Genomic DNA, 24,888 nt, shown 5'->3' with positions numbered 1-24,888 from the left:
CGCGACAGACGCGACAATAGAACCCGCCGGCGGGACGAAGTGGCGACATGGCGGGTCTAAAGGCAGCGCCCAGGGTCAGGCCCGCCGTTCGCCCCCGAGACGGCAGCTGGTCCGGATGCCACGGAGGCAGGTTATGTCCATGACCCATATGTCGATGCCCGCCCCCCCGCCGGTCAGGGATGGCGACCACAACAACCGCGCCGCGACGTCTTCCGATGTGATGGTCGGGCGCAGGATCAAGGCGCTGCGCCGCAAGCAGCGCCTGACGCAGAAGCAGGTCGCGCAGAAGATCGGCGTGACGGCCCCGCAATTGCACCGCTACGAGGTCGGCTCCACCCGCGTGGCCGCCAGCCGGCTGCTGGCCATCGCGACGGTCTTCGGCGTCCACCCGGCGGACTTCATGAACGACGCCCCGCCCCCTCCCGCGCCGCAAACCCTGCCCACCTCGCCCGACACTCAGGATCTGGTGACGCTGGTGGAGATGTTCTCCTCGATCGGCGATCATCGCCGCAGGCTCGCTCTGGTGGCCTTCGCCCGCTCCATGGCGGCCCGCGCCCCGACCTCGGTGGAGGCGACCGTGATGCCGTGAGGCGGCGAAGCCCCCTCGCGGTCGCCCTCCGCTTCCGGCATAACCCTCGCGGATGGATGGCGCGGACGATCCGGAATGGCAGGCGCTCCTCGCGGGGCGCCCGGAGAGCGCGGGCGCGCTGGCCGCGCTGTTCTCTCCCCTCCTCGCCCCGCCCGGAGCCGCCGACGGCTGCCTCGTCATCGGCCGCCTCGCCCAGACGCTCGACGGACGGATCGCGACCAACCTGGGGCATAGCCAATGGATCGGCGGCCCCGGCGACATCCGCCACACCCACCGCCTCCGCGCGCTCTGCGATGCCGTGGTGGTCGGCGCCGGCACGGTGCGCGCCGATGATCCGCAACTGACGACCCGCCACGTCCCCGGCCCCTCGCCTTTGCGCGTGGTGATCGATCCCGAGCGGCGGCTCGGCGCGGATTACGCCCTCTTCCGCGACGGCCCGCCCACTTTGCTCGTCACCGCCTGCGATGGCCCGGCGATGCATGGCGCGGCCCAGGCCCTGCGCATCGGTCGCGACGCCGCGGGGCAGCTGGACCTGCCGGCCTTGCTCCGCGCCCTCGCCGCGCGCGGCCTGACGAAGATCTTCGTCGAGGGCGGCGGGCAGACGGTCTCGCGCTTCCTTGTCGCCGGCTGCCTGGACCGGCTGCATGTCACGGTCGCGCCCATGATCCTGGGCTCCGGCCGCCCGGCCTTCGACCTGCCCGAGGTCGCGCGCATCTGCCAGGGCCTGCGCTTCTCCTGGACCTGCCATCCCATCGAGCCCGACATGCTCTTCGACATCGCCCTGGGCCGCCGCGCCGCATGACCATCCGGCGCGAGAGCATGGCGCGTGCCCTGTGGCACGTCGCCCCCGGCCGCTGCGAGCTGCGTGAGGAACGCGTCCGCATCCCCGCCGCCGACGAGCTGCAGATCCGCACCCTGGCCAGCGGCGTCTCCCGCGGCACGGAGCGCCTGGTGCATCACGGTCGCGTGCCCCCGTCCCAGCACGCCGTCATGCGCTGCCCGATGCAGGAGGGCGAGCTCTCCTTCCCGGTGAAGTACGGCTATGCGGCGGTCGGCCTCGTCGAGCAGGGGCCGGCCGAATGGATCGGCCGCCGCGTCTTCGCGCTGCACCCCCACCAGACGCGCTTCGTCGCCCCCATCGCCATGTGCGCCCCTGTCCCCGAGGCGATCCCCGACCGGCGCGCCGTGCTCGCCGCCAATATGGAGACGGCGCTGAACGTGATGTGGGATGCCGCGCCACGCCTGGGCGAGCGCGCCATGGTGATCGGCGCGGGCGTGGTCGGGCTGCTCTGTGCCTTTCTCCTCGCGCGCATCCCCGGCGTGCAGGTCTGCGCGGTGGACCGCGATCCGGCCCGCGCCAAGCTCGCGCGATCCCTCGGCGCCGAATTCTTCACGCCCGACGCCGCGCCCGCCGAGCAGGAGCTCCTCATCCACGCCAGCGCCAGCGAGGCCGGACTTCGCCTGGCGCTCGACCGCGCCGGCTTCGAGGCGCGCCTCCTGGAAGCCAGCTGGTTCGGCGATGCCGAGCCGTCGCTGCCCCTCGGCGCGGCCTTCCACCAGAAGCGGCTGCAGCTGATCTCGACCCAGGTCGGCAGCGTCTCGCCCGCCATGCGCGGCCGCCGCGCCTATACGGACCGGATGGCGCTCGCCCTCGCCTTGCTGGACGATCCGCGCCTCGACGCGCTGGTCGGCCCGTCGGTTCCCTTCGCGGAGCTCGCCGCCTCCATGTCCGCTTTGCTGGACCCGCCGGCTGGCGCGGCCCAGCCGCTCTGCCCCATCATTCTCTACGATCAGTAAGGACTTCCGACATGTTCAGCCTGACCGTCGTCGACCACATCATGGTCGCGCATTCCTTCCGCGGCGCCGAATTCGGTCCGGCCCAGCGCCTCCACGGCGCGACCTTCGTCGTCGAGGCGGAATTCCGCGCCCCGAAGATCGACGACCTGCATCTGTTGATCGATATCGGCCTGGCGAAGGACGAGTTGCGAAAAATCCTCTCGGCGCTCGATTACCGAAATCTCGACGAGGTGCCGGAATTCGCCGCCAAGAACACGACGACGGAATTCCTCTGCCTGCATATCCACGGCCTGCTGGCCGCCGCCTGCCGTGACGGGCGCATGGGCCCCGGCGGCGATGGCGTGACCGGCATCAAGGTGCTGCTGCGCGAGAGCCACGTGGCCTGGGCCGCCTTCGAAGGTCCGCTCGAATGAGGATCGCGCTCTTCGTTCCCGCCCCCTTCGACACGGTCTCGGGGGGCTATCTCTACGATCGCCGCCTGGTGGAGGGCCTGCGCGCCCTCGGCCATGAGGTCCGCGTGATGGAGCTCGACGGCCGCTTCCCCATGCCCGACGAGACGGCCGAGGCCTCGGCCCGCGCCGGCTTCCTCGGCCTCGCCGGGGACGAAATTCCGCTGATCGATGGCCTCGCCCTGCCGGCCTTCGCCAGCCTCGCGAGCGAGCTTGCCGCCCGCAGCGCCGTCGGGCTGATCCATCACCCGACCTCGCTCGAGCCCGGCCCTCACCAGGAGGCCCTGGCCGAGCGCGAGCGCGCGCTCTTCGCCGCTTGCGGCCGGCTGGTGACGACCTCGCACTTCACCGCGCGCTGCATGGCGCCGCTGGGGGCCGAGCCCTCGCGGATCGGCGTGGTGGAGCCGGGCACGGATCCCGCGCCGCGCGCCAGCGGCTCGGGCGGGCCGGGTGCGCGCATCCTCTCGGTCGGCTCGATCATTCCGCGCAAGGGGCACGACGTGCTGCTGCGCGCCCTCGGCCGCCTGACCGATCTCGACTGGACGCTACGCATTGCCGGCCCCCCGGCCGATCCCGTGCATGCCGAGGGCCTCGCCGCTTTGGCCGAGGAGCTCGGCCTCACCTCGCGCGTCACCTTCCTGGGCTCCGTCACGCAGAGCGAGCTGGACCGGGAATATGCGGCGGCCGATCTCTTCGCCCTGGCCACCCATTTCGAGGGCTTCGGCATGGCCGCCGCCGAGGCCCAGGCGCGCGGCCTGCCGATGGCGCTGTGCACCGGCGGCGCCATCGCCGATCTCGTCGGGCGAGGTGCGGCGATCCTGGCCGCGCCGGGCGATGCCAACAGCCTCTCGCGCGGCATGCGCCGCCCGATCTACGACCCCGCGCTTCGCGCCGCCATGGCCGAGGCGAGCTGGGCCGCCGGCCAGTCCCTGCCCCGATGGGAGGATCGCGCCGCGCGCTTCGTCACCGAATTGGAGGCCGCCGGACATGGATAACGAGGAAGCGGCCGAGGAATTCGACGGCGACTGGCTGGAACTGCGCGAGCCCTTCGATGCGGCCGCGCGCGACCCGGGCCTCGCGGAGCTGCTGATGCAGCATGTGGACGAGACGGCGCGTCCGCGCTTCCTCGACCTCGGCGCGGGCACGGGCAGCCTCACGCGCTGGCTCGGCCATTTCGTCGGGCGGCCGCACAGCTGGATCCTGGCGGATGCCGATGCCGAGCTGATGTCGCGCGCCTTCGACAGCATGATGGAGGCGGCGGACGAGGTCGGCTGGAAGGCCACCTGGCCGCAGAAGAAGGCCCTGCTGATGCATTCGCCCCAGGGCGCCTGGCGCATCGAGGGCATCCTGACCAACCTCGCCGAAGCGCCCGACAGCCTGCCGCTGGACAAGGTGGACGTGGTCACCTGCTCCGCGCTCTGCGACCTCGTCTCCGAGGCGTGGCTGGAGCGGCTGGCGGAGGCCATGGCACAGCGCAGGCTGCCCTTCTACGCCGCGCTGAACGTCTCGGGCCGCGAGCGCTTCACGCCGCCGCTGCCGGGCGACGCCCTGGTCGCGCGCGGCTTCCTGCGGGACCAGCGGCGCGACAAGGGTTTCGGCGGCATCGCCCTCGGCCCCGAGGCCCCGGCCGTGATCGCGCGGGTCTTCGCGGCGCAGGGCTACACGGTGCATCGCGCGCCCAGCCCCTGGATCGTGCCGCGCCAGGCGCATGAGATGGCCTATGAACTCGCGCTCGGCCATGCGGAGGCGGCGCTGCGCCACGAGCGACGCGGCGCGGCGCAGATCCGCGAATGGGCGGAAACACGGGGCCTGCAGGCCGATGACGGCAAGCTGGCCGTGCGCGTGGAGCATCAGGACCTGCTCTGCCTGCCCTGACATCGCCGTTTGGGGCTCCTGGACCGCCCGCCGGCTTCGGATTAGATCACGGGAAAGGCCGCGCATGACGGCCAGGGAACCGTGTCCATGATCCTTCGTCGCTTTTTGGCGGGCCTGGCGGCCCTCCTGCCCTTGGCCCTTCCGGCCGCGGCCCAGGCCTCCTGGCCGGAGCGCGCCGTTCGTGTGGTCATCACCTGGGCCCCGGGCGGCACCACGGATTTCGTGGCGCGCCTCTATGCCCAGCAGCTCGGCGCCGTGCTCGGCCAATCCGTCGTGGTCGAGAACCGCACGGGCGGCAGCGGCGCGATCGGGTGGAACCAGGTCGTGCAGTCCCGGCCGGACGGCTACACGCTGCTCATCACCGACAATTCCATCGTGACGGTCCCGCCGCTGCTGCCCGATCTCGGCTTCGACATGCGCACGGCCATGGAGCCGGTGGCCGAGCTGCTGGACTATCCCGTCGTCTTCACCGTCCCCGCGGCCCTGCCCGTCCGCAACCTGCGCGAGCTGGTGGCGCTGGCCCGCGCCCAGCCGGAAGTTCTGAACTACGGCTCCATGGGCAATGGCTCGACCATGCATCTCTATATGGAGGTCTTCCAGGACCTGGCCGGGATGCGCATGACCCATGTGCCCTATCGCGGCGCGGGCCCGGCCTTCCTCGACACGGTGGCCGGACGCATCCAGCTCGTGCTCGCCGCGCCGGCCACGATGATCTCGGGCATGCAGGGCGGGCAGGTGCGCGCCATCGCCGTCAGCACACCGGGCGGCGAGATCGCGGCCTTCCCCGGCGTGCAGACGGTGCGCGAGGCCGGCTATGACTTCGCGATGACCTATTGGTACGGGCTGCTCGCCCCGCGTGGCCTGGATCCCGCCATCGCCGCGCGGTTGCGCCAGGCCGTGACCCAGGTGAACGCCATGCCCGCGGTGCGCGAGCGCTTCGCCTCCCAGGGCGCGACGCCGATGACCGGCGACGGCGCCGCGCTGGGGCGGCGGATCGAGACGGAGCTCGCCACCTGGACGCGCCTCGTGGCGGAGAAGAACATCCGGCCTTAGTTAGACCTTCACGAACCGGCGGTTGCGCGCGGCCTCCGGCATGGGCGCCTCGCGGAAGCCGCAGGCGGCCAGGATCTCGGGGATCCCGTTGCCGCCCGCCGCCGCATTGGCGCCGTCGATCTCCACCAGCACCTCGCGCACATGGTCCCTGAGCGTGGCCTGCGCGCCGCGCAGGATCATCGGCTCGATTCCGTCCACGTCGAGCTTGATGGCATCGGGCGGCGGCGCACTCATGTGACGGACGAAATCGTCGATGGAGAAGCCCGGCACCGCCTGGCGGAAGCCGCCCTCGCGCGCCTCGATGCTGTGCATGGAATGGCCCGCTTCCGTGCTCGCCATGTTCAGCGAAACGAGGCCCGTCCGCTCGGCGAAGGCCAGGCAATAGGCCGAGATCCGGTCGTCGAAGCCGTTGATCTCGATGCTGCGCACCATCGCCGCGAAACTGGAGGCCGAGGGTTCGAAGGCCATCACCTGCAGGCCGCGCTTCGCCGCGAAGAGGCTGTAGAGCCCGATATTCGCCCCGATGTCCCACAACCGCGTCCCCGCCGGCAATCCGGCGATCCAGGCCACCGTCTCCGGCTCGTCCTGGCCGAAGCCCTGCGGGTCATGCAGCGCGCGCGACGATGGGCATTCCACCTCGATCGGACCGGCCTGGGTCTGCACCGTCACGCGCTGCATCAGCGCTTCGGCGACGAGGGCGCGGGTGGAGGCCGCGCGGCGCGGCTTCATGGGCGCGGTCGCCCGGAGCACGAGGCCCGAGAGGAAACGCGCCAGACTGCGACTCATGGGAAATCAGTCTCCAGCGACGGCGCCTTCGCGCCGCGGGTCGGTGCCGCCGACGAGACGGCGCGTCTGCCCGTCGCGCAGCATGCGGATGATGTTGGTGCCGGAATTCATCTCGCGTGCCTCGACGGGCGCGCCCCGGGCGATCAGCGCGGCCGCGAGGCCGGCCGCCGCCGTTCCCTGCTCGAGTTCCGTCAGCGCGTTCAGCGCGCCCACATGCGGCAGCGCCGCCGCGGCCTGCGGATCGAGATCCCAGTCGAGCGTCGCGACCACGGATTGCACCACATAGCCGATGATGCGCGAGCCCCCGGCCGAGCCCGTCAGGAGCTCGACCTCGCCGTCGCGGAAGGCGATCAGCGGCGACATGGAGGAGCGCGGGCGCTTGCCGCCCTCGACGCGATTGGCGATGGGCCGCCCCTCCAGCTCCGACAGGAAGGAGAAGTCGCTGAGCTGGTTGTTCAGCACGAAGCCGCGCACCAGGATGCGCGCGCCGAAGGCGCTTTCTACCGTCGTAGTCATGGACAGCGCCTCGCCTTCCGCGTCCACGATGGCCATATGCGCCGTGCCGCCCTCGGCCTGCGGCGGCTGGCTGGACAGGGCCCGGCCGAAGCGCCTGGGATTGCCCGGACGCGGCGCGCTAAGGGCGCGGTCGAGCGAGAGCATCTGCGCGCGCAACATCACATAGGCCGGATCGAGCAGCCCCGAGGTCGGCACGGGCGAGAAGCCAGGGTCGGCCATGTAGCGGTTGCGGTCGGCGAAGGCGAGGCGTCCGGCCTCCCCCAGCAGCATCGCCGCATCGAGGCTCGCCGGGTCGGGATCGACGTCGAAATGGCCGATCAGGCCGAGGATCTGCAGCACCACCGCCCCGCCCGAGGGCGGCGGCGGCGCGCAGACCGTATAGGCGCGATAGGGCATGCAGATGGCCGCGGCGCGGCGCGGGGCATAGCCGGCCAGGTCGTCGCCGGTCATCAGTCCGGGATTGGCGTGGCGGCGCACAGCATTGACGATATCGGCGGCGATGGGCCCGCGATGCAGCGCATCGGCGCCCTGCTGCGTCACCGCGCGCAGCGTCTCGGCCAGAGCCGGATTGCGCAGCATCGCGCCCTCGGCCAGCGGCGCGCCGGCCGCGTCGAAGAATAGCGCCCGCGCTGCGGGGTCGCGGCGCAGGGTCTCGGCGCTGACGGCGATGGACTGCGCGAGGCGCGGGGAGACCGCGAAGCCCTCCTCCGCCAGGCGGATGGCCGGCGCGAAGAGATCGGCCCAGGGCAGCTTGCCATGTAGGCGATGCGCCTCCTGGAGCATGCGCAACACGCCCGGCACGCCGACCGCGCGGCCCCCCACGATGGCGTCCAGGAAGGCCATGGGCCGGCCATCGCGCAGGAAGAGGTCGGCGCGCGCGGCGGCGGGCGCCGTCTCGCGGCCGTCCCAGGCGGTGAGCTGGCGGTCCTTGGGATCCCAATGCAGCAGGAAGGCGCCGCCGCCGATACCCGAAGCCTGGGGCTCCACGAGGGTCAGCACGGCCTGCACGGCGATGGCGGCGTCGACGGCACGCCCGCCCGCGCGGAGCATGGTGCGCCCGGCCTCGGCGGCCAGCGGATGCGAGGCGACTACCATCTGCCGCTCCGCCACGACCGGCTGGGCCAGCGTGGTGATCGGGAAGAGCAGCAGCAGGGCAAGGAGCGGCGCGCGGATCACCCAGGCGGCTTAGCCCGGTTTTACCGGCCGGTCACGCGGCGCGGCGCAGCCCCCGCCGGCCCCTGTAGGACAGGGCCTCCGCGACATGGCCCCGCTGGACGCCGGCAAGCCCCGCCAGATCGGCGATGGTGCGGGCCAGGCGGATGGTACGCACGAAGCCCCGCGCGGAGAGGCCGAGCCGCTCGGCCGCCTGCTCCAGCAGCAGCCGCGCCTCGGCGTCGAGCCCGGCGCTGTCCTGCAGGATGGCGCCGTCGGCGGCGGCGTTGTGGCGCGGGCCGTCCTCGCCATAGCGCGTGCGCTGCAGGTCGCGCGCGGCCTGGACGCGGGCGGCGATGACGCGGGTGGTCTCGCCGGCCGGCGCGCGCGCCATCTCGGCGGCCGGCACGCCCTGGACCTCGATCGTGATGTCCATGCGATCGAGCAGCGGGCCGCTCAGCTTGTCCGCATATTCCTCGCCGCAGCGGGGCGCGCGCGCGCATTCGCGCGCCGTTTCGCCCAGATGGCCGCAGCGGCAGGGGTTCATCGCCGCGATGCATTGGAAGCGCGCGGGATAGGTCACATGGGCATTGGCGCGCGCGATGACGGCGCGGCCGGTTTCCATGGGTTGGCGCAGCGCCTCCAGCGCGGGGCGCGGGAACTCGGGCCATTCGTCGAGGAAGAGCACGCCGTGATGGGCGAGGCTGATCTCGCCCGGCCGCGCGCGGTTGCCGCCGCCGATGAGGGCCGCCTGGCTTGCCGAATGATGCGGCTCGCGAAAGGGCGGGCGCGTAAGCAGGCGGCCGTCGCGCAGGAGCCCGGCGACGGAGTGGATCATCGACAGCTCCAGCGCCTCGCCGGGCGTGAGCTCCGGCAGCAGGCCGGGCAGCCTCGCGGCCAGCATCGACTTGCCCGCGCCGGGCGGGCCGATCATCAGGAGGTTGTGCCCGCCGGCCGCCGCGATTTCGAGCGCGCGCTTGGCCGTCTCCTGCCCCTTCACCTCGGAGAGGCAGGGCCCGCGCCATTCCTCGCGCTGGATCGGCGGCGGGGATGGCGGGCTCATCACCTGCACGCCCCGGAAATGGTTGAGCAGCATGGGCAGATCGGCCGGCGCCAGGACCTCGCCGCGCCCGGCCCAGGCGGCCTCGCCGCCCTGCGCGGCGGGGCAGATCAGGCCGAGGCTGCGGGCGGAAGCGCCAAGCGCGGCCGGAAGCACGCCGGCGACCGGCAGGATGGAGCCGTCCAACGAGAGCTCGCCCAGCGCCGCGAAACCCGCCAGCTCGTCGCGCGGGATGACCTCCATGGCGGCGAGCAGCGCGAGCGCGATGGGAAGATCGTAATGGCTTCCCTCCTTCGCGAGGTCGGCCGGCGCCAGGTTCACCAGCACGCGCTTGGCCGGCAAGGCGAGGCCGAGGCCGGTGAGCGCCGCGCGCACCCGCTCGCGGCTTTCGCCCACGGCCTTGTCGGCCAGGCCGACCACGAGGAAGGCGGGAAGACCGGGTGCGAGCTGCACCTGGACCTCCACGGGAATGGCCTGGATGCCCGCGAAGGCGAAGGTGACGATACGGGCAAGGCTCATGCGGAGAGTGTGCTCGTTCACCGCGCCCGGCCGCAACACGAACCCGGGCGACAAACCCGGATTCGTGTCGGTTCACGCTGACGGAGGAAGCACTAACCCGCGAGGGCTGCCCGAACCAGTCGCATGAATTCGTTGAGCTTCGTGCCGTCCATCCAGCGCGACACGGCCACGATCTCCTCGGCGGGCTCCATCCAGGTCGTCGCCCCGCCCGCGCCCGAGAAGCAGACCGCCCCCTCGCTCGCGCTCGGCCACTTCGTGCGGCCGGTGTTGAGCCAGAAGAGGAAACCGTAATGCGGATTCAGCGGGCAAGGCGCGCGGCAGAGGTCGAGCCACTCCTTGCGGATGAGCTCGCGGCCCTTCCACTGGCCGTCGGCTGCGACAAGCAGGCCGACCTTCACCTGGTCCTCGGCATTGATGATGAGGCCACCACCCCAATGGCCGCCACCCGAGACGCTCTCGATCATGCGGCCGCCGACCTCGACCTGCGAGGTGCTGTAGCCGCGCCAGGTCCAGTCCTTGCTGGCGCCGATCGGGTCCATGATCCGCTCGGCGAAGACTTCCGGCAAAGGACGGCGGAAGAGATAGAGCAGCGCCATCGACAGCGCGTTCACGCGCACATCGTTATATTCCCAGTAGTCGCCAGGCTCGGCCAGCGGGCGGTTGCTGCGCTTCTTGCCCTGGCCCTCGACGCCCAGGCTGCGGCCGCGGTCGATCAGGTCGCTCTTGCCGAAGAGCGTGCCCTCCCATTCGGAGGTGTTGGTCAGCAGGTGGCGCCAGGTGATCTTGCCGTTATGCGGGCCCGTGAAGGCCTCGTGCGGCACCTTCTCGCCGACCTTCGCGTCCAGGTCGGGCAGCAGCCCGTCGCGCCAGGCGAGGCCGGCGAGGATGGCGAGGTAGCTCTTGGCCACGCTGAAGGTCATGTCGGCGCGGCTGGGATCGCCCCATTCAGCCACCCGCTTGCCGTGCCAGTAGATGACGCCATTCGGGCCGCCGCGCGGCGCCGTCGGGCCAATGACCTCGTTGTCCGGCGCCGGCTCGAAGAAGCCGCTTTCGAGATGGGCGAGGATATCACGGGGCCAGGGGGTTTCGCTCGCGAGCGCGAAATCCGTGGCCGCCTTCAATGCGGGAGTCATAGGAAAAACCTTGAAGCTTCTTGGACGCGCATTTCACCCGCGCGGGCGTGCGTCGGCAAGGGGCCGGTCAGGATCATGGCACGCCCCGGGGCGATCCGCCCCGGAGGTGTCAGGCGGCGCGGCCGGCGGCCGGACCAGGCAGCTCGATGTCGATCGCCAGCGTGGAGAAATCGCCGCCACGCTCGAGATTCACCTGCACCTTGTCCGGGTCGATCGAGACGTAGCGCGCCACCACCTGCACCAGCTCCTGCTGGAGCTTGGGCAGGAAGTCGTCCTTGGTGCGGCTCACCCGCTCATGGCTGATGATGACCTGCAGACGGTTCTTGGCCGTCGACGCCGTACCGCTGGTCTCGCGTTCCCTGCGGAAGTAGTTCAGCCAGCTCATGCGGCCCTCCCACCGAAGAGCCGCCCGAGGAGGCCCTTCTTCTTCTCGATCTCGATGAAGCGGTGCGGCTTCTCCTCTCCGAGGAATCGGGAAACCGCATCGGAGTAAGCCTGTCCCGCCTGGCTCTCCGTGTCCATGATAACCGGGCTGCCTGCGTTGGATGCCTTCAGCACGCTCTCGCTCTCGGGGATCACGCCGAGCAGCGGGATGGCCAGGATCTCCAGCACGTCCTCGAGCTTCAGCATCTCGCCGCGCTCGACCCGCACGGGGTCATAGCGCGTGAGGAGCAGATGCTGCTTCACCGGCTCCTTCTTGTCCTCGGCGCGCTTGGACTTGGACTGCAGGACGCCCAGGATTCGGTCGCTGTCGCGGACCGAGCTGACCTCGGGATTGGTGACCACGATGGCCTGGTCGGCGAAGTAAAGCGCCAGAAGCGCGCCCTTCTCGATGCCGGCGGGGCTGTCGCAGAGGATGTAGTCGAATTCCTTCGACAGCTCCTCGATGATCGTCGCGACGCCTTCCTTGGTCAGCGCGTCCTTGTCGCGCGTCTGCGACGCGGGAAGGATGCACAGGCCGGGGACGCGCTTGTCCTTGATGAGGGCCTGCGACAGCTTCGCCTCGCCCTGCACGACGTTCACGATGTCGAAGACCACCCGCCGCTCGACGCCCATGATGAGGTCGAGGTTGCGCAGGCCGACGTCGAAGTCGATCACCACGGTCTTCTTGCCGCGCTGCGCGAGGCCGGTGGCGATGGCCGCGGAGCTGGTGGTCTTGCCCACGCCCCCCTTGCCCGACGTGACGACGATCACCTGCGCCATGGTTGGTTCCTTCTGGAGTTGGGTCACCGGCTCACCCAAGGGGATCGAACCGCAATTGCTCGCCGTCGAGGCGCACCTGCACCCCGCGGCCGATCGGCGTCGCGGAGAGGCCTTCGCGCACCGCGTAGAATCCGGAGATGGCGACCAGCTCCGGGTCGAAATTCTGGGCGAAGATGCGCGCCTCGGCATCCTCGGAGGCGCCGGCCACGGCCCGGCCGCGCAGCGCGCCGTAGATGTGGATATTGCCGTCGGCGATGACTTCGGAGCCGGCATTCACCGAACCCACGATGATCAGGTCGCTGCCCTGGGCATAGATTCGCTGCCCGGCGCGGACGTTCTGGGTCACCATCATGGTGCGCGCCATGGCCGGGCGCGGCGGCTCGGCCGCCAGGCTGGGCGCGGGCGCCATGTTCACGGCCGGAGCAACGACCGGGGAAGCCCCGGCCGGCGCCGCGATATCGACCTCGGACTCGCGCTGGCCATTGGGGCGCAGCGTCGGCAGGCCCGCGCCGGCGGCGGCGGCGCGCAGCGGCTGGGCGCCCCCGACGACGCCGATCGGCAGGATCTCGAGCGCGCGAAGCCCCTGGATCAGGGCGGGAAAATCCACCTGCTCGCCGCCCAGGTCGTCGAGGCCGATGGCGATGGGGGCGAAGCGCAGGAAGCCAGGGGCCCGGCGGAACTGGTCGCCAAGCGCCGGCAGCACGGCCTGAACGTCGCCCGTGAGAAGGCGCAGCGTCAGTAGGCTATAATTGCTCGCGCGGAGCCGGAAGGTCTCGGGGGGCGAGGCGGGCCTCGCAGTGGCTGACATGTGGTTCCTGGGGCTTACCGGACAGAATGCTGAAGGAACCGTGATACCCGGCCCGGCGGCTCCAGCGAAGCCCCAACTGTCGGGGGACGTCTGGAATCGATGCGGATTCGGCCTCATGCTGCCGCCATGACGGACATCCTGACGCTCTCCGAGCCTTTTCGAGCCCTTTTCTATGCGCCCTATTACCTGGCCCAGGCGCGCGGAGCCTTTGCCCGCCAGGGGCTGGAGGTCCGCATGGAGACCGCCGGCACCACGGTCCTCGCCGCCGAGGCGGTCTTTTCCGGCAAGGCCGACGTGGCCTGGAGCGGACCCATGCGCGTGATGCAGCACCGCGCCGCCGACCCCGCCTCGCCCATCACGGCCTTCTGCGCGGTGATCATGCGCGATCCTTTCCTCATCGTCGGTCGCGCCGCGCGCGAGGGGCTGCATCTGGCGGAGCTGCCTTTGATGCGCCTCGGCCTCGTGACCGAGGTTCCCACGCCGGTCTGGTGCCTGGCCGATGCCGTGGCCAAGGCGGGCGGCCAGAAGCTGAAGGACCGCTCGGGCGGGACCATGGCGCAGAACCTGGCGCGCCTGCTGGACGGAACGCTGGACGCCATCCAGGTCTTCGAGCCCTTCGCCTCCGAAGCCGAGGCGGCGGGCGCCAGTGTCTGGTACGCCCAGGCCGAGGCGGGGCTCATGGCCTATTCCTCGCTCTATGCCCGGCAGGACACGCTGACCGAGCGGCGCGAGTCGATGCGCGGCATGGTGCGCGCCCTCGCCGAGACGCTGGAATGGCTGGCCGTCGCCGAGGCGGCGGAGGTCGCCGAGTTGCTGCAGCCCTATTTCCCCGACGTCCTGCCCGAGATCCGCGCCCGCGCCATCGCGCGCTACCAGCATGTGGGCCTCTGGGGCGACGGGCCGCGCTTCCCCCGCGCCGCCTTCGACTCGCTCGGCGAGGCCATGCTGCGGGCGAAGACCCTGCCCCATCTGCCCGCCTTCGAGATCTGTGTGGACGAGGCGGTGGTCGAGGAGGCGCTGGCGTGAGGATTCCGCCCGGCCAGAGGGCCGATTACCGCTGGTTTCTCTCGATGCCGCTGCGCTGGATGGACAACGACATCTACGGCCACATGAACAACGTCCAGCACTACAGCCTCTTCGACACGCTGGTCGCGCGTTTCCTGCTGGCCCATGGCGTGCTGGACCTGAAGGCGAGCCAGGAGGTCGGCCTCGTGGTCGAGACCGGCTGCCGCTACCACGCGCCCGCCGCCTTCCCCGACGAGATCACCGGCGGGCTGCGGGTGAAGCGGATCGGGGGCTCCTCCATCACCTATGAGCTGGCGCTGTTCCGCAACGACGGGGACGAGGCCATCGCCGAGGGCCACTTCACCCATGTCTATGTGAGGCGCGACGAGCAGGCGCGAACGGTCCCGCTTCCGGCCGCGCTACGGGCAGCGGCCGAGCCGCTCCTGGCTTGACGGGCGGCGGATTCTCGCCGTCCCTCCCGGCCAGGATCCAAGGAAGCCCCAAATGCCCGAGCTGAAGAACCTCGCCATTCTCGACGACTATCAGGACGTCACCCTCAAGCTCGGTCCCTGGGACCGGCTTCCGGGGCTGAAGAAGACGGTGTTCCGCGACACCCTCTTCGACGAGGACAAGATCGTCGAGCGGCTGATGCCCTTCGACGCGATCCTCGCCATGCGCGAGCGCACGCCCTTCCCGCGCGCGCTGATCGCGCGCCTGCCCAATCTCAAGCTGCTGATGACCACGGGCGAGCGCAACCGCGGCATCGACGCCGCCGCCGCCGCCGAGCACGGCATCACCTTCAGCGGCACGCCGAGCTTCGGCGCGCCGACGGTGGAGATCACCTGGGGGCTGATCATCTCCCTCGCGCGCAAGTTCCCCTCGCAGACCGCCGCCTTGCTCGCGGGGCAGTGGCAGACCGATCTGGGCACGACGCTGGAGGGCAAGACGCTCGGCGTCGTGGGGCTGGGCAAGCTCGGCACCAAGGTGGCCAAGATCGGCCAGGCGCTGGGCATGAAGGTCATCGCCTGGAGCCAGAACCTCACCGAGGAGACGGCCGCCGCCCAGGGCGCCACGCGCGTGGACAAGGCGACGCTCTTCGCCGAGGCCGATGTGGTGACGCTGCACCTCATCCTCTCCGATCGCTCGCGCGGCGTGGTGGGCGAGGCGGAGCTGGCGGCGATGAAGCCCACGGCCTTCCTGGTGAACACCTCGCGCGGGCCCCTGGTGGACCAGCCGGCGCTGATCGCGGCGCTGAAGGCCGGGCGGATCGCCGGGGCGGGCATCGACGTCTACGACATCGAGCCCCTGCCCGCCGGCCACCCGATCCTGTCGGCGCCGAACACGCTGCTGGCGCCGCATCTGGGATATTCGACGGTGGAGAACTACCGCGCCTATTTCGCCGGCGCGGTGGAGGCCATCGAGGCCTATAATGCGGGCAAGCCCATCCGCGTCATCACCTGAGGTCCTGCCTGCCCGCCCCAGGGGCGGGCAGGCCAGAGGCGAGGATGTCCGGCGTCCGGCGGGCATCGGATCGGCGTGCTGGAAGCCAGGCTTGCCGCCATTGCCAGCCGGCCCGGGGCAGTGTTCGCTCAGGGCCGCGATATTCTGAAATGGTGGGAAGCGGCATGAGGCTCGACTGGGCAAGCGCGACGCAGCGCGAGCGCGACAATGCGTATAACAACTCCGAAGCCGTGGTGGACAGCGCGAAGCTGGTCGAGGAGCGCAACAACGCCTCCGCCGCCTTCCGCGCGAATTACGGCGCCACGCTGAACCTCGCTTATGGCGACAGCCAGCGCGAGCAATGGGATCTCTATCCCGGCAAGAATCCCCAGGCGCCGACGCTGGTCTTCATCCATGGCGGCTATTGGCAGCGCAACCGGCGCGAGGATTTCGCGATCCTCGCCGAGGGCGCGCTTGCCATGGGCTGGAATGTAGCCATCTGCGGCTACAGCCTCTGCCCCGAAGTGACGATGATGCGCATCGCCTATCAGATCCACGCCGCGCTGGACTGGCTCTCGGCGCATGGCGCGGAACATGGTCTGGCCGGTCCCCTCGTGCTGACGGGCTGGAGCGCCGGCGGCCACCTCACCGCTCTGGGCGCCGAGCATCCGGCCGTGACGGCGGCCATCGCCATCTCGGGCATCTATGAGCTCGGGCCGGTGCGCGACACCTATCTCAACGCCGCGCTGAAGCTGACCGACGAGGAGATCATCGAGCTTTCGCCGATGCGCCGGCCCGTGGTGCAGAAACCGATGGCCATCGTCTATGGCGGCGCCGAGCTGCCGGAGCTCTGCCGCCAGTCGCGTGAATTCTACGCGATGCGCGCCGATGCCCAGGCGCCGGGACCGCTGCTGCACATCCCCGGCGCGGACCATTTCCGCGTGCTCGAGACGCTGCGCCAGCCGGGCGGCGCGATGCTGCGGCTCGCCGCGGATCTGCTGCTGTGAAAATCAGGACCGCCGAGCCGGAACGGCGATCCTGGCCAGGGCGATGGCGCGCCCAGCCTGCGTCTAAGCGCTGAGGTAGCTCTCCGCCGCATCCGCCAGGATGCGGATAGCGAGCGCCAGGTCCTCCTCCTTCGTGTCCTCGCTCCAATGGTGGCTGATGCCGCCGATCGAGGGCGTGAAGAGCATGGCCGCCGGCATGATCCGCGCCACGTGCTGCGCGTCGTGGATCGCGCCGCTCGGCATGGGCTGCCATTGGCCATTGGCGTGCTTCGTCGCCGCCGTCTCCAGCGCCGCCCGCATGGGTGCGGCGCTGATCGCGGCGGCCGAGCGGCTGACGGGCTCCAGGCTGACGCTGCAAGCGTCCCGCCGATCGACCTCCTGCACGATGGCCTTGAGGCATTCGCCCATCCGGTCCAGCACGGCCTCATCGATGTCCCGGAACTGGAAGATCATCTCGGCCCGGCCGGGAATGATGTGCGGCGCATTGGGCTCGATGGCCAGGCGCCCGCAGGTCCAGACCGTGCGCTCGGCCGCGACCATGGGGAAGCGCTCGTCGATCAGGCTCAGCACGCGCATGGCCGCGACCGTGGCGTCCTTGCGCTCGGCCATGGTCGTGCCACCCGTGTGGTCCTGCTTGCCGATGCAGGTGATCCGCCAGAGGGAGACGCCGACGATGCCGCTGACCACGCCGCTGCGCAGTCCGGCCCTCTCCAGCTGCGTGCCCTGCTCGATATGGAGCTCGAAGAAGCCCTTGTAGCGCGCGGGATCCAGCCGCAGGCGCGGCAGCCCGGCGAGGCCCGCCTCGGCCAATGCCTCGCGGAGCGGCTGGCCGGTCAGCACGTGCCTCGCCGCGTCGATCTCTCCCTCGTCCAGCGCACCGATCAGGCTGCGGCTGCCGAGAAAGCTGCCGAAATGGCCCTCCTCATCGGCGAAGGCGACGACATCCACCGGCAGTCCGGCGCGGGCCAAGGCCAGCCCCGCGACGACGCCGAGCGCGCCGTCCAGCCAGCCCGCCTCGTTCTGCGTCTCGATATGACTGCCGACGAGCAGGCGCGGCCCCTCGCCCGGATGCCGGCCGAGCACATTGCCGAGGCCATCGATGCTCGGCTCCAGCCCCACTTCGGCCATGCGGCTCATGAGCCAGCGACGGCTTTCCATGTCCTGCGGCGTATAGGTGGGGCGATGCACGCCCGTCCTGAACTCGCCGATCTTACGAAGCTCGTGCAGATCGGCGAGGAAACGCGCGGTGTCGACCTCAGCCACGCAGGAAGGCCTCGGCCGCGTCGGCCAGGATACGGATGTTCAGCGCCAGATCCTCCTCCTTCGTGTCCTCGGCCCAGTGATGGCTGATGCCGTTGATCGAGGGCGTGAAGAGCATCGCCGAGGGCATCACGCGCGCCATGTACTGCGCGTCATGGCCGGCGCCGCTCGGCATGTGCTGCCACTGGCCGTTGGCGTGCTTGGTCGCGGCCTCGGCGAGCTTGGCTTGCATCGCAGGATCGCAGGGGGCGGGCTTGCTGCGGCTCATCGCCTCGACGGTGGAGACGGTGCGCTCCGTGCGGTTCATCTCCTGCACGATGGATCGCAGGCAGGCCTCCAGCCGCTCCAGCGTGGGGACGTCGATGTCGCGGAACTGGAAGAGCACCTCGGCCTTGCCGGGAATGATCGACGGCGCGCCGGGGTCGAGCGCGATGCGCCCGCAGGTCCAGACCGTGCGCGGGCCGCAGACCATGGGGAACTCGCGGTCGATCCGCGCCAGCATGCGCACGGCGGTGAGGCCGGCATCCTTGCGCTCGGCCATGGTCGTGCCGCCCGCATGGTCCTGCATGCCCTCGATCGCGATGCGGAACTGCCAGATCGCGACGATGCCCGTCACCACGCCCGAGCGCAGGCTTTGGGATTCGAGCTGCGTGCCCTGCTCGATATGCATCTCGAAGAAGCCCTTGTAGCGGGCGAGGTCCAGCTGCGGACGCGGCTTGCCCTCGAGCCCCGCTTCCTTCAGCGCCTGGCGCAGGGGCTTGCCGTGATAGCGATTGGAGAGCATGTCGATCTCGGCCTCGTCGAGCAGGCCGGTCAGGGAGCGGCTGCCGATGAAGCTGCCGTAGTGCCCCTCCTCGTCGGCGAAGGCCACGACGTCCACCGGCAGGCCCGCGCGCGCGAGTGCGACGCCCGACATCACGCCCAGCGCGCCGTCCAGCCAGCCGGCCTCGTTCTGGCTCTCGATATGGCTGCCCACGAGCAGATGCGGCCCCGGGCCGGGATGGCGGCCGAAGACATTGCCGATGCCGTCGATGCTCGGCTCCAGCCCGCATTCCTTCATGCGGTCCATGAGCCAATGGCGGCTCTGCATATCGACCTCGGAGAAGGTCGGGCGGTGCACGCCGGTCTTGAACTCGCCGATCTTCCGCAGATCGTTAAGGTCCTTCAAAAACCGATCGGTATCCACCTGCGCCATGCCACGCTCCTTCGCGAAAGCGGCAGGATAGGCGAGGATTTCCGTCCGGCAAGGAGCAGGAACCATGCAAAAGATCACGCGCTACGCAACACCGACGGGCGGGCGACCCTTTCCGCCTTTTTCGATGGCAGTGCGCCATAACGGAACGCTCTACGTTTCAGGCCTCGGGCCGCTGGACGCGCAGGGGACCATCGCACGTGGCGACTTCGCCGCGCAGTTCGCACAGGTGATCGAGAATCTGAAAACGGTGCTCGCCGATGCGGGCGCGGATATGACGCGCATCCTCAAGACCAGCGTACTCCTGGTGCGCGCGACGGACGTGCCGGAGATGAACCGCCTCTATGCCGCGGCCTTCCCGGCCGAGCACCTCCCCGCCCGGACGACGAGCGTGGTCTCGGCGCTGCCGGTGCCGGATTTCCTGCTGGAGATCGAGGCCTTCGTCGCAGTGGAATAGGCCCGCCGAAGCCAGGCGCCGAAGGCGGCGCCCGGCGTCCGAGGGCTCAGGAAAGCGTGATACCCCCATCCACGACGATGGTCTGGCCCGTCACCATCGCCGCGCCGGCGAGCAGGAAGACCATCACCTCCGCCAGGTCCTCCGGCTCGCAGCGGCGCTTGAGCAGGGCGTTGTCGATGGAATTCGCGCGCTGCTCGTTGGTCCATTCGATCATCCAGCTCGAATTCACCGCGCCGGGCGCGATGGCATTCGCCCGCGCCTCGGGCCCCAGCGTGCGCGCGAGGTTCTTGGTGAGCGAAATCACCCCGGCCTTCGTCGCGCCATAGGCCATGGACGAACCCGGCGAATCCAGCCCGGCGATGGAGGCGACCGAGACCATCGCGCCGCCCGATTTCTTCAGATGCGGCGCGGCGGCCTTGGCGCAACGGAAGACGCCCAGCAGGTTCACCTCGATCACGGCGGACCACAGCTCCTCCGTCAGCCGGTCGAGCTCGGTGGGCGCGATGGTGGTGCTCGTGCCGGGCGTGCCCGCATTGTTCACGAGATAGTCGAGGCGGCCGAGATCCCTCACGGCCTGCTCGATCATGCGCGGACCATCGGCCGCATCGCCGACATTGCCGGGGGCGGAGATGGCTTCGAGGCCCTCGGCCACCAGCGCCGCCACCTGCTCCGGCCCGCGCGGGTCGTCGGCGAGGTGATTGATGGCCACCTTGCAGCCGTTGCGCGCCAGCATCCGCACGGTCGCCAGGCCAATGCCCGAGGCGCCCCCCGTGACGATGGCCGTCTTGCCCTTGAGGTCGTAGCGGATCATGCGTCATTCGCCTTCACATCGAAGCCCGCCATGAAGCCGATGCCCTGGAGGCTCTGCTTGAGCTTGATGAGGCGGCGGTCGCGCTCCTCGAAAAGCTCGGCGGGCGGCTTGCCACCCCAGTCGTAATAGCCCTTGCCGTCGAACACGCCGGCCTCGCCCTTAGCGACGAGTGCATCCATGCTCGGGCTCGTGCCGGGAGCGGGCGGCACATAGGTGCCGTTGCGCGCGGCGTGCTGCAACATGCGCAGCCCGGTGAAATCGGCCTTGGCCATGACGCCGATGATCTGCAGCCGCAGGCCGATGCCGTGGATGACGGCCGCGTCGATCTCCTGCGCGGTGGCATAGCCGTTGTCGATGAGGAACTGCACCTCGGCCTGGACCGCCGCCTGGATGCGGTTGGCGACATAGCCCGAGATGAACTTCCGCATGACGATCGGCACCTTGCCCATCGCCTCGACGACGGATTTCACCTCCTGCAGCACGGCCTCGTCGGTCTCGGCGTTCGGCACCAGGTCCACGAGATCGACCAGATAGGGCGGCGTGTACCAATGCGCGATCAGCGCGCGCTTCAGCCGCGCCGGCGGCATGAGCGGGAAGACGTCGAGATAGCTGGTGTTGCTGGCCCAGATGGATCCGGCCGGGGCGCAGGCGTCCAGGCGGCGGTAGAGGTCCGTCTTGGCCTCGGGGTTCTCGACGATGGCCTCGACGATCAGCTCGGCCCCGTCGACGCATTCCTCCAGCGAGGCATGGCGCGTGCAGGCCTGGGCCAGCTGCGCGCTGCCCCAGCCCTGGGGCGCGGCGCCGAGCTCCTCGAGCGTGGCGAGCGCCTTTTCCATCAGCCCCTGGGAGCGGGCGAGTGTGGCGGCGTCGGAATCCGTCAGGCGGACGCGATGCCCGCCCATGGCGAAGACCAGCGCCAGCGCGTGGCCCATGGTCCCCGCCCCCAACACCGCGACGCGCAGCTGCTTCGCCATTCCTGTTTCCTCCATGGATTATGGGGAAAGGGTGTCGCGCGGGCGCGCCAGGGTCAACCGTTGGGGCGTTTCCGCAGAAGGCAGCGCTGGCGCCCTTCCCTCACGAAACGCCTGGACCGTGGCGGTGCTCCCTCGGGTCGAAGCTCATAGGTAACCCATCGCCTCGTCATGCGCCTTCGCGGCCGGGCTCCGCTGCGCGACAGGACCGAAGCCGCCGCCGCCCGAGGTCTCCAGCCGCACCACATCGCCCTTCCGCAGGGGCAGGTTGTCGGTCTTGGGCGGGATGGGCGTTTCCACGCCGTCGCGCCGCAGCACCAGCGCGCCGACCTGGGCCGCGCCACCGCCGGCGAGGCCGTAGGGCGCGTGGTCGAAGCGATCCATGTTGCTGGTGAAGAAGCAGCGCGGGCTGTCCACGCGCCATTCGCGCGCGAGACCCAGCCCGCCGCGGAACTGGCCCTCGCCGCCGCTGCCGTCGCGCAGGCCGTAGCGCAGGACCGTCAGCGGCAGCTGCGCCTCGATCATCTCGATGGGGATGTTGCTGTTGTTGTGCATGCCGCTGGCAAAGGCGTTCACGCCGTCCTTGGAGGGATGCCCACCCGAGCCGCCGATCTCGATCTCCACCAGCACCTCGCGCGTCTGCGCGACGGTCTGGAAGGTGGTGACATAGCTGTTGCCGTAATAGGCGGCGGGAATGAGGTGCGGCACCGCCTGATGCAGCGCGCCGTTCATCGCGTTCAGCAGCCGGTGCGTGACGGCCACGCGATGCGCGACGGGCGCGGGATGGCGGGCATTCACCACCAGCCCCTCGGGCGCGATGACGCTGATCGGGCGATAGCAGCCCGCGCTCATATGCAGCGAGGAATCGGCGCAGCACATCAGCGCGAACATCACCGCCGCATTGGTGCTGGCGAGCGTCGCATTGGTCGGCCCCGACACCTGCGGGCCGCAGCCCGAAAGATCCACCGAGGCCTGGTCGCCCTGGATGGTGACGGCGACATGCAGGCGGATCGGCACGCCGATATCGATGCCGTCATCGTCGAGGAAATCGGTGAATTCATAGGTGCCGTCCGGCATGGCCGCGATGGCGACGCGCATGCCGGCCTCGCTCATGGCCAGGATGCGGTCCCCGGCCTCCACCATGGCATCCGCGCCGAAGCGGCGCGCCAGACGCAGCAGGGCGGCCGCCCCCACATCGAGGCTGGCCAGCTGCGAGGAGAGGTCGCCCAGCAGCAGGTCCGGCTTGCGGATGTTCTGGCGGATCATCGCCCAGACGCCGTCGTTGCGAACGCCCCGGTCGAGAATCTTCAGCGGCGGGATGCGCAGGCCTTCCTGGAAGATCTCCGTCGCCTTGGCCGCGTAGCTGCCGGCCGCCAGGCCGCCCACGTCGATGTGGTGGCAGAGCGTGCCGACGAAGGCGATGCGCCGCCCCTCATGGAAGACGGGCTTGTAGGCGATGATGTCCGGCAGGTGCTGGCCGCCGCAATAGGGGTCGTTGGTGAGGACGACGTCGCCCTCGTTCCATTCTTCCGGCGGCACGAAATTCGCGAGAATCTCGCGCAGCGCGTGGCTCATGGAGTTGAGGTGGCCGGGGATGCGCGCGGACTGCGCGAGGTTCCAGCCCTGCGCGTCGAAGACGGCGGTGGAATAGTCCAGCAGCTCGCGCACGATGGTGCTGCGGCTGGTGCGCCAGACGGTGACGTCCATCTCCGCGGCCGCCGCGGTGAGGGCATTGCGGATGACCTCGATCTCGATGGGTCCGAGCATCACGCAATCCTCCGCGCGACAATGGCGCCTTCGGGGTCGAGCTTCGCCTGCCAGCCGGCGGCGATGACATGGGTGGCGAAGGCCTCCTCCACGATGGCGGGGCCCTGGATCACGTCGTCCGCATGCAGCGTCTCGCGGCGCCAGACGGGCCAGGGCGTGGCCTTGCCGCCCTGCGAGACGGCGCGCGAGGTCGGCGTTGCGCGCGTGGTGGCGGCGATGCCGGATTCCTCGGCGGGCTTGGGCAGGCGGCCGATGGCGGACATGCGTAGCGTCACGATTTCCACCTTCTCGTCCTCGGCGGCGTAGGAGAAGCGCGCCTTGTGCGTCGCGTGGAAGCGCGTCATCAGCGCGGGCAGGTCGGGCGCCTCGGGCCAGGGGACGAGGAGCTCGAAGGCCTGGCCGTGATAGCGCAGGTCCGCCGAAATCTCGGTGGCGCGCTCGGCCTCCGGCACGCCATCGGCGACGAGACGCGCGAGCGCCTCCTCGCGCAGCGTGGCGATGGCGGCCTCGATCTCGGGCAGTGCGTCCGGCTCGGCACGGAGCAGGCGCGAGCGCGCCAGATCCTGCACCAGCTCGGAGAAGAGAATGCCATAGGCGGACAGCGTGCCCGGCTCGCGCGGCAGGATGACCTCGGTGATGCCGAGCTCGTCGGCCACCTCGGTCGCGTGCAGGCCGCCGGCGCCGCCGAAGGAGAGCAGCGAGAAGTCGCGCGGATCGAGCCCCTTCTCGAAGAGCGAGAGCCGCACGGCGGAGGCCAGCTGCACGTTGGTCACGCGCAGCACGCCCTCGGCCGCGGCCTCGACGTCCAGCGAGAGCGGCTTGCCCACATGCTCGGCCATCGCCGCGCGGGCGGCGGCGACATCGAGCGCCATGGCTCCGCCCAGGAAGAAATCGGGATCGATCCGGCCGAGCACGGCATTCGCATCCGTCACGGTCGGCAAGGTGCCGCCACGGCGATAGCAGACCGGCCCCGGTCGCGCGCCGGCGCTGCGCGGACCCGCCGTGAGGCGACCCGAGGCATCGACGGACGCGATGGAACCGCCGCCCGCGCCGATGGTGCGCATCTCCACCATCGGCAGGCGCACCGGCAGGCGATCCACCTCGCCCTGGGTGACCAGGCCGATGCGATGGTCCTGCACCACGCTCACGTCGAAGCTGGTGCCGCCCATGTCCACGGCCACGAGGTTGGGGCGCGAGAGGCGGCGCGACAGCCGCTCGGCGGCCAGCGCGCCGCCCGAGGGGCCGGAGAGCAGCAGCCGCGCCGGCTGAGCGGCCGCGCGCGCCAGGCTGCACATGCCGCCATTGGACTGCACGAGGAAGATGCGGGGCGAGAATCCACCCTCGCCCAGCCGCGCCTCGAGCCGCGCCAAATAGTTCTGCACCACGGGCATCAGCACCGCGTTCAGCACCGTGGTGGACAGGCGCTCGTATTCACGGATCTCGGGGCTGATCTCGGAGGAGAGGCTGACGGGAATGCCCGGCAGCGCCGCCTGCACCGCATCGCGCAGCGCGAGCTCATGCGCGGGGTTCGCATAGGCATGCAGCAGGCCGATCGCGATGGCCTCGGGCTTCGCCGCCTTCAGCCTCTCCAGCATGGGCGCGAGATCGCCAAGCGGAAGTTCCACGCTGCCATCAGCGCGCACGCGCTCGGCCACGCCGAAGCGCAGGTCGCGTTCGATCAGACAGGGGAAGGGATCGGGCGCAAGACCGTAGATGTCACGGCGGAAGTGCCGCGTGATCTCCAATACGTCCTCGAAGCCGGCCGTGGTGACGAGCACGCCGCGGGCCAGCTTGCGCTCCAGCACCGCATTGGTCGCGATGGTGGTGCCGTGCAGGAGCAGGCCCACATCGGCCAGCGCGAAGCCGAAGCGTTCGGCCGCCTCGCGCACGCCGATCAGCAGGCCCTCGGAGGGATCGGCTGGCGTGGTGGGCGTCTTCCAGGCCACCACGCGGCCCTTGCGGGCGTCCAGGATTTGAAGGTCGGTGAAGGTCCCGCCGATGTCGACGGCGATGCGGACCGGGCGCTGTTCCATGTGAC

Annotated in this window: 25 protein-coding genes; 12 read left to right on the top strand and 13 right to left on the bottom strand. The window is 70.4% G+C overall.

Features of this window, described 5'->3' with window-relative positions; all coding sequences use genetic code 11:
• Positions 1–133 precede the first annotated feature (133 nt).
• From ACO057_RS18500 to ACO057_RS18470, 7 genes are all read left to right on the top strand, one after another.
• Positions 134–589: a helix-turn-helix domain-containing protein gene (locus ACO057_RS18500; protein ID WP_421994192.1), complete on the top strand. Its 456-nt coding sequence runs from the start codon at positions 134–136 to the stop codon at positions 587–589.
• 52 nt (positions 590–641) lie between these two features.
• Positions 642–1,391: a RibD family protein gene (locus tag ACO057_RS18495; protein ID WP_421994190.1), complete on the top strand. Its 750-nt coding sequence runs from the start codon at positions 642–644 to the stop codon at positions 1,389–1,391.
• 17 nt (positions 1,392–1,408) lie between these two features.
• Positions 1,409–2,386: a zinc-dependent alcohol dehydrogenase gene (locus tag ACO057_RS18490; protein WP_421994188.1), complete on the top strand. Its 978-nt coding sequence runs from the start codon at positions 1,409–1,411 to the stop codon at positions 2,384–2,386.
• 11 nt (positions 2,387–2,397) lie between these two features.
• The gene (locus ACO057_RS18485) at positions 2,398–2,799 is read left to right on the top strand and encodes a 6-pyruvoyl trahydropterin synthase family protein (protein WP_421994186.1); all 402 of its coding nucleotides are present in this window, start codon (positions 2,398–2,400) and stop codon (positions 2,797–2,799) included.
• A complete protein-coding gene (locus tag ACO057_RS18480) occupies positions 2,796–3,830 on the top strand; it encodes a glycosyltransferase family 4 protein (protein ID WP_421994184.1) in 1,035 nt (344 codons plus the stop codon). The genes ACO057_RS18485 and ACO057_RS18480 overlap by 4 nt, the downstream gene beginning before the upstream one ends.
• On the top strand, positions 3,823–4,710 hold the full coding sequence (locus tag ACO057_RS18475; RefSeq protein ID WP_421994182.1) for a class I SAM-dependent methyltransferase: 888 nt from the start codon (positions 3,823–3,825) through the stop codon (positions 4,708–4,710). Before ACO057_RS18480 ends, ACO057_RS18475 begins: the two co-directional genes overlap by 8 nt.
• 87 nt (positions 4,711–4,797) lie before the next feature.
• On the top strand, positions 4,798–5,763 hold the full coding sequence (locus ACO057_RS18470) for a Bug family tripartite tricarboxylate transporter substrate binding protein (RefSeq protein WP_421994180.1): 966 nt from the start codon (positions 4,798–4,800) through the stop codon (positions 5,761–5,763).
• Here ACO057_RS18470 and ACO057_RS18465 read toward each other — a convergent pair whose 3' ends face one another.
• The 7 genes from ACO057_RS18465 to minC form a co-directional block, all read right to left on the bottom strand.
• A complete protein-coding gene (locus ACO057_RS18465; protein ID WP_421994178.1) occupies positions 5,764–6,549 on the bottom strand; it encodes an FkbM family methyltransferase in 786 nt (261 codons plus the stop codon).
• Between the two features lie 6 nt (positions 6,550–6,555).
• The gene (gene ggt, locus ACO057_RS18460) at positions 6,556–8,241 is read right to left on the bottom strand and encodes a gamma-glutamyltransferase (protein ID WP_421994176.1); all 1,686 of its coding nucleotides are present in this window, start codon (positions 8,239–8,241) and stop codon (positions 6,556–6,558) included.
• Positions 8,242–8,272: 31 nt separating this feature from the next.
• Complete coding sequence (locus ACO057_RS18455) at positions 8,273–9,796, bottom strand: YifB family Mg chelatase-like AAA ATPase (protein ID WP_421994174.1); 1,524 nt, start codon at positions 9,794–9,796, stop codon at positions 8,273–8,275.
• A gap of 92 nt (positions 9,797–9,888) precedes the next feature.
• The gene (locus ACO057_RS18450; RefSeq protein WP_421994172.1) at positions 9,889–10,917 is read right to left on the bottom strand and encodes a serine hydrolase domain-containing protein; all 1,029 of its coding nucleotides are present in this window, start codon (positions 10,915–10,917) and stop codon (positions 9,889–9,891) included.
• A 121-nt stretch (positions 10,918–11,038) separates the two neighbouring features.
• Entirely contained in the window at positions 11,039–11,314 is a 276-nt protein-coding gene (gene minE, locus ACO057_RS18445) for a cell division topological specificity factor MinE (protein ID WP_421994170.1), read from the bottom strand.
• The gene (minD, locus tag ACO057_RS18440) at positions 11,311–12,132 is read right to left on the bottom strand and encodes a septum site-determining protein MinD (protein WP_421994168.1); all 822 of its coding nucleotides are present in this window, start codon (positions 12,130–12,132) and stop codon (positions 11,311–11,313) included. Before minD ends, minE begins: the two co-directional genes overlap by 4 nt.
• A 31-nt stretch (positions 12,133–12,163) precedes the next feature.
• Positions 12,164–12,940 carry a septum site-determining protein MinC gene (gene minC, locus ACO057_RS18435; protein ID WP_421994166.1) on the bottom strand — a complete coding sequence of 259 codons (777 nt, stop codon included), beginning with the start codon at positions 12,938–12,940 and terminating at the stop codon, positions 12,164–12,166.
• Positions 12,941–13,066: 126 nt separating this feature from the next.
• Between minC and ACO057_RS18430 the strand changes: the two genes are divergently transcribed.
• The 4 genes from ACO057_RS18430 (at position 13,067) to ACO057_RS18415 (ending at position 16,392) form a co-directional block, all read left to right on the top strand.
• Positions 13,067–13,966, top strand: coding sequence for an ABC transporter substrate-binding protein (locus ACO057_RS18430; protein WP_421994164.1), 900 nt, complete (start codon positions 13,067–13,069; stop codon positions 13,964–13,966).
• Positions 13,963–14,397, top strand: a complete 435-nt coding sequence (locus ACO057_RS18425) for an acyl-CoA thioesterase (protein WP_421994162.1) — start codon at positions 13,963–13,965, stop codon at positions 14,395–14,397. Before ACO057_RS18430 ends, ACO057_RS18425 begins: the two co-directional genes overlap by 4 nt.
• 52 nt (positions 14,398–14,449) lie before the next feature.
• Positions 14,450–15,406 (top strand): D-2-hydroxyacid dehydrogenase family protein, encoded by a 957-nt coding sequence (locus ACO057_RS18420; RefSeq protein WP_421994160.1) that lies wholly within the window; start codon positions 14,450–14,452, stop codon positions 15,404–15,406.
• A 164-nt stretch (positions 15,407–15,570) separates the two neighbouring features.
• Complete coding sequence (locus ACO057_RS18415) at positions 15,571–16,392, top strand: alpha/beta hydrolase (RefSeq protein ID WP_421994158.1); 822 nt, start codon at positions 15,571–15,573, stop codon at positions 16,390–16,392.
• 63 nt (positions 16,393–16,455) lie between these two features.
• Here the strand turns inward: ACO057_RS18415 and ACO057_RS18410 are convergent, their stop codons facing one another.
• Both ACO057_RS18410 and ACO057_RS18405 read right to left on the bottom strand, forming a co-directional pair.
• Positions 16,456–17,655: a Zn-dependent hydrolase gene (locus tag ACO057_RS18410; RefSeq protein ID WP_421994156.1), complete on the bottom strand. Its 1,200-nt coding sequence runs from the start codon at positions 17,653–17,655 to the stop codon at positions 16,456–16,458.
• The gene (locus ACO057_RS18405; protein WP_421994154.1) at positions 17,648–18,847 is read right to left on the bottom strand and encodes a Zn-dependent hydrolase; all 1,200 of its coding nucleotides are present in this window, start codon (positions 18,845–18,847) and stop codon (positions 17,648–17,650) included. Before ACO057_RS18405 ends, ACO057_RS18410 begins: the two co-directional genes overlap by 8 nt.
• A 64-nt stretch (positions 18,848–18,911) precedes the next feature.
• Between ACO057_RS18405 and ACO057_RS18400 the strand changes: the two genes are divergently transcribed.
• Positions 18,912–19,301, top strand: a complete 390-nt coding sequence (locus ACO057_RS18400; RefSeq protein WP_421994152.1) for a RidA family protein — start codon at positions 18,912–18,914, stop codon at positions 19,299–19,301.
• Positions 19,302–19,347: 46 nt separating this feature from the next.
• Here the strand turns inward: ACO057_RS18400 and ACO057_RS18395 are convergent, their stop codons facing one another.
• The 4 genes from ACO057_RS18395 to ACO057_RS18380 form a co-directional block, all read right to left on the bottom strand.
• Positions 19,348–20,112 carry an SDR family NAD(P)-dependent oxidoreductase gene (locus ACO057_RS18395; protein ID WP_421994150.1) on the bottom strand — a complete coding sequence of 255 codons (765 nt, stop codon included), beginning with the start codon at positions 20,110–20,112 and terminating at the stop codon, positions 19,348–19,350.
• The gene (locus ACO057_RS18390; protein WP_421994148.1) at positions 20,109–21,086 is read right to left on the bottom strand and encodes a 3-hydroxyacyl-CoA dehydrogenase family protein; all 978 of its coding nucleotides are present in this window, start codon (positions 21,084–21,086) and stop codon (positions 20,109–20,111) included. Before ACO057_RS18390 ends, ACO057_RS18395 begins: the two co-directional genes overlap by 4 nt.
• A gap of 144 nt (positions 21,087–21,230) precedes the next feature.
• Positions 21,231–22,850, bottom strand: a complete 1,620-nt coding sequence (locus ACO057_RS18385) for a hydantoinase B/oxoprolinase family protein (protein ID WP_421994146.1) — start codon at positions 22,848–22,850, stop codon at positions 21,231–21,233.
• A complete protein-coding gene (locus ACO057_RS18380; RefSeq protein ID WP_421994144.1) occupies positions 22,850–24,883 on the bottom strand; it encodes a hydantoinase/oxoprolinase family protein in 2,034 nt (677 codons plus the stop codon). Before ACO057_RS18380 ends, ACO057_RS18385 begins: the two co-directional genes overlap by 1 nt.
• Positions 24,884–24,888: the final 5 nt, after the last annotated feature.

The organism is Roseococcus sp., assembly GCF_965227005.1.
GTDB lineage: Bacteria > Pseudomonadota > Alphaproteobacteria > Acetobacterales > Acetobacteraceae > Roseococcus.
Note: the sequence above shows the minus strand (reverse complement) of the source record. Positions and strands in the feature narration are given on the sequence as shown.

Bases quoted from the DNA above. Each gene is read 5' to 3' on its own strand.
- ACO057_RS18500 (WP_421994192.1), top strand. From the start codon at position 134: ATGTCCATGACCCATATGTCGATGCCCGCCCCCCCGCCGGTCAGGGAT.
- ACO057_RS18495 (WP_421994190.1), top strand. From the start codon at position 642: ATGGATGGCGCGGACGATCCGGAATGGCAGGCGCTCCTCGCGGGGCGC.
- ACO057_RS18490 (WP_421994188.1), top strand. From the start codon at position 1,409: ATGGCGCGTGCCCTGTGGCACGTCGCCCCCGGCCGCTGCGAGCTGCGT.
- ACO057_RS18485 (WP_421994186.1), top strand. From the start codon at position 2,398: ATGTTCAGCCTGACCGTCGTCGACCACATCATGGTCGCGCATTCCTTC.
- ACO057_RS18480 (WP_421994184.1), top strand. From the start codon at position 2,796: ATGAGGATCGCGCTCTTCGTTCCCGCCCCCTTCGACACGGTCTCGGGG.
- ACO057_RS18475 (WP_421994182.1), top strand. From the start codon at position 3,823: ATGGATAACGAGGAAGCGGCCGAGGAATTCGACGGCGACTGGCTGGAA.
- ACO057_RS18470 (WP_421994180.1), top strand. From the start codon at position 4,798: ATGATCCTTCGTCGCTTTTTGGCGGGCCTGGCGGCCCTCCTGCCCTTG.
- ACO057_RS18465 (WP_421994178.1), bottom strand. From the start codon at position 6,549: ATGAGTCGCAGTCTGGCGCGTTTCCTCTCGGGCCTCGTGCTCCGGGCG.
- ACO057_RS18455 (WP_421994174.1), bottom strand. From the start codon at position 9,796: ATGAGCCTTGCCCGTATCGTCACCTTCGCCTTCGCGGGCATCCAGGCC.
- minE (WP_421994170.1), bottom strand. From the start codon at position 11,314: ATGAGCTGGCTGAACTACTTCCGCAGGGAACGCGAGACCAGCGGTACG.
- minD (WP_421994168.1), bottom strand. From the start codon at position 12,132: ATGGCGCAGGTGATCGTCGTCACGTCGGGCAAGGGGGGCGTGGGCAAG.
- minC (WP_421994166.1), bottom strand. From the start codon at position 12,940: ATGTCAGCCACTGCGAGGCCCGCCTCGCCCCCCGAGACCTTCCGGCTC.
- ACO057_RS18430 (WP_421994164.1), top strand. From the start codon at position 13,067: ATGACGGACATCCTGACGCTCTCCGAGCCTTTTCGAGCCCTTTTCTAT.
- ACO057_RS18420 (WP_421994160.1), top strand. From the start codon at position 14,450: ATGCCCGAGCTGAAGAACCTCGCCATTCTCGACGACTATCAGGACGTC.
- ACO057_RS18415 (WP_421994158.1), top strand. From the start codon at position 15,571: ATGAGGCTCGACTGGGCAAGCGCGACGCAGCGCGAGCGCGACAATGCG.
- ACO057_RS18405 (WP_421994154.1), bottom strand. From the start codon at position 18,847: ATGGCGCAGGTGGATACCGATCGGTTTTTGAAGGACCTTAACGATCTG.
- ACO057_RS18400 (WP_421994152.1), top strand. From the start codon at position 18,912: ATGCAAAAGATCACGCGCTACGCAACACCGACGGGCGGGCGACCCTTT.
- ACO057_RS18395 (WP_421994150.1), bottom strand. From the start codon at position 20,112: ATGATCCGCTACGACCTCAAGGGCAAGACGGCCATCGTCACGGGGGGC.
- ACO057_RS18390 (WP_421994148.1), bottom strand. From the start codon at position 21,086: ATGGCGAAGCAGCTGCGCGTCGCGGTGTTGGGGGCGGGGACCATGGGC.
- ACO057_RS18385 (WP_421994146.1), bottom strand. From the start codon at position 22,850: ATGCTCGGACCCATCGAGATCGAGGTCATCCGCAATGCCCTCACCGCG.
- ACO057_RS18380 (WP_421994144.1), bottom strand. From the start codon at position 24,883: ATGGAACAGCGCCCGGTCCGCATCGCCGTCGACATCGGCGGGACCTTC.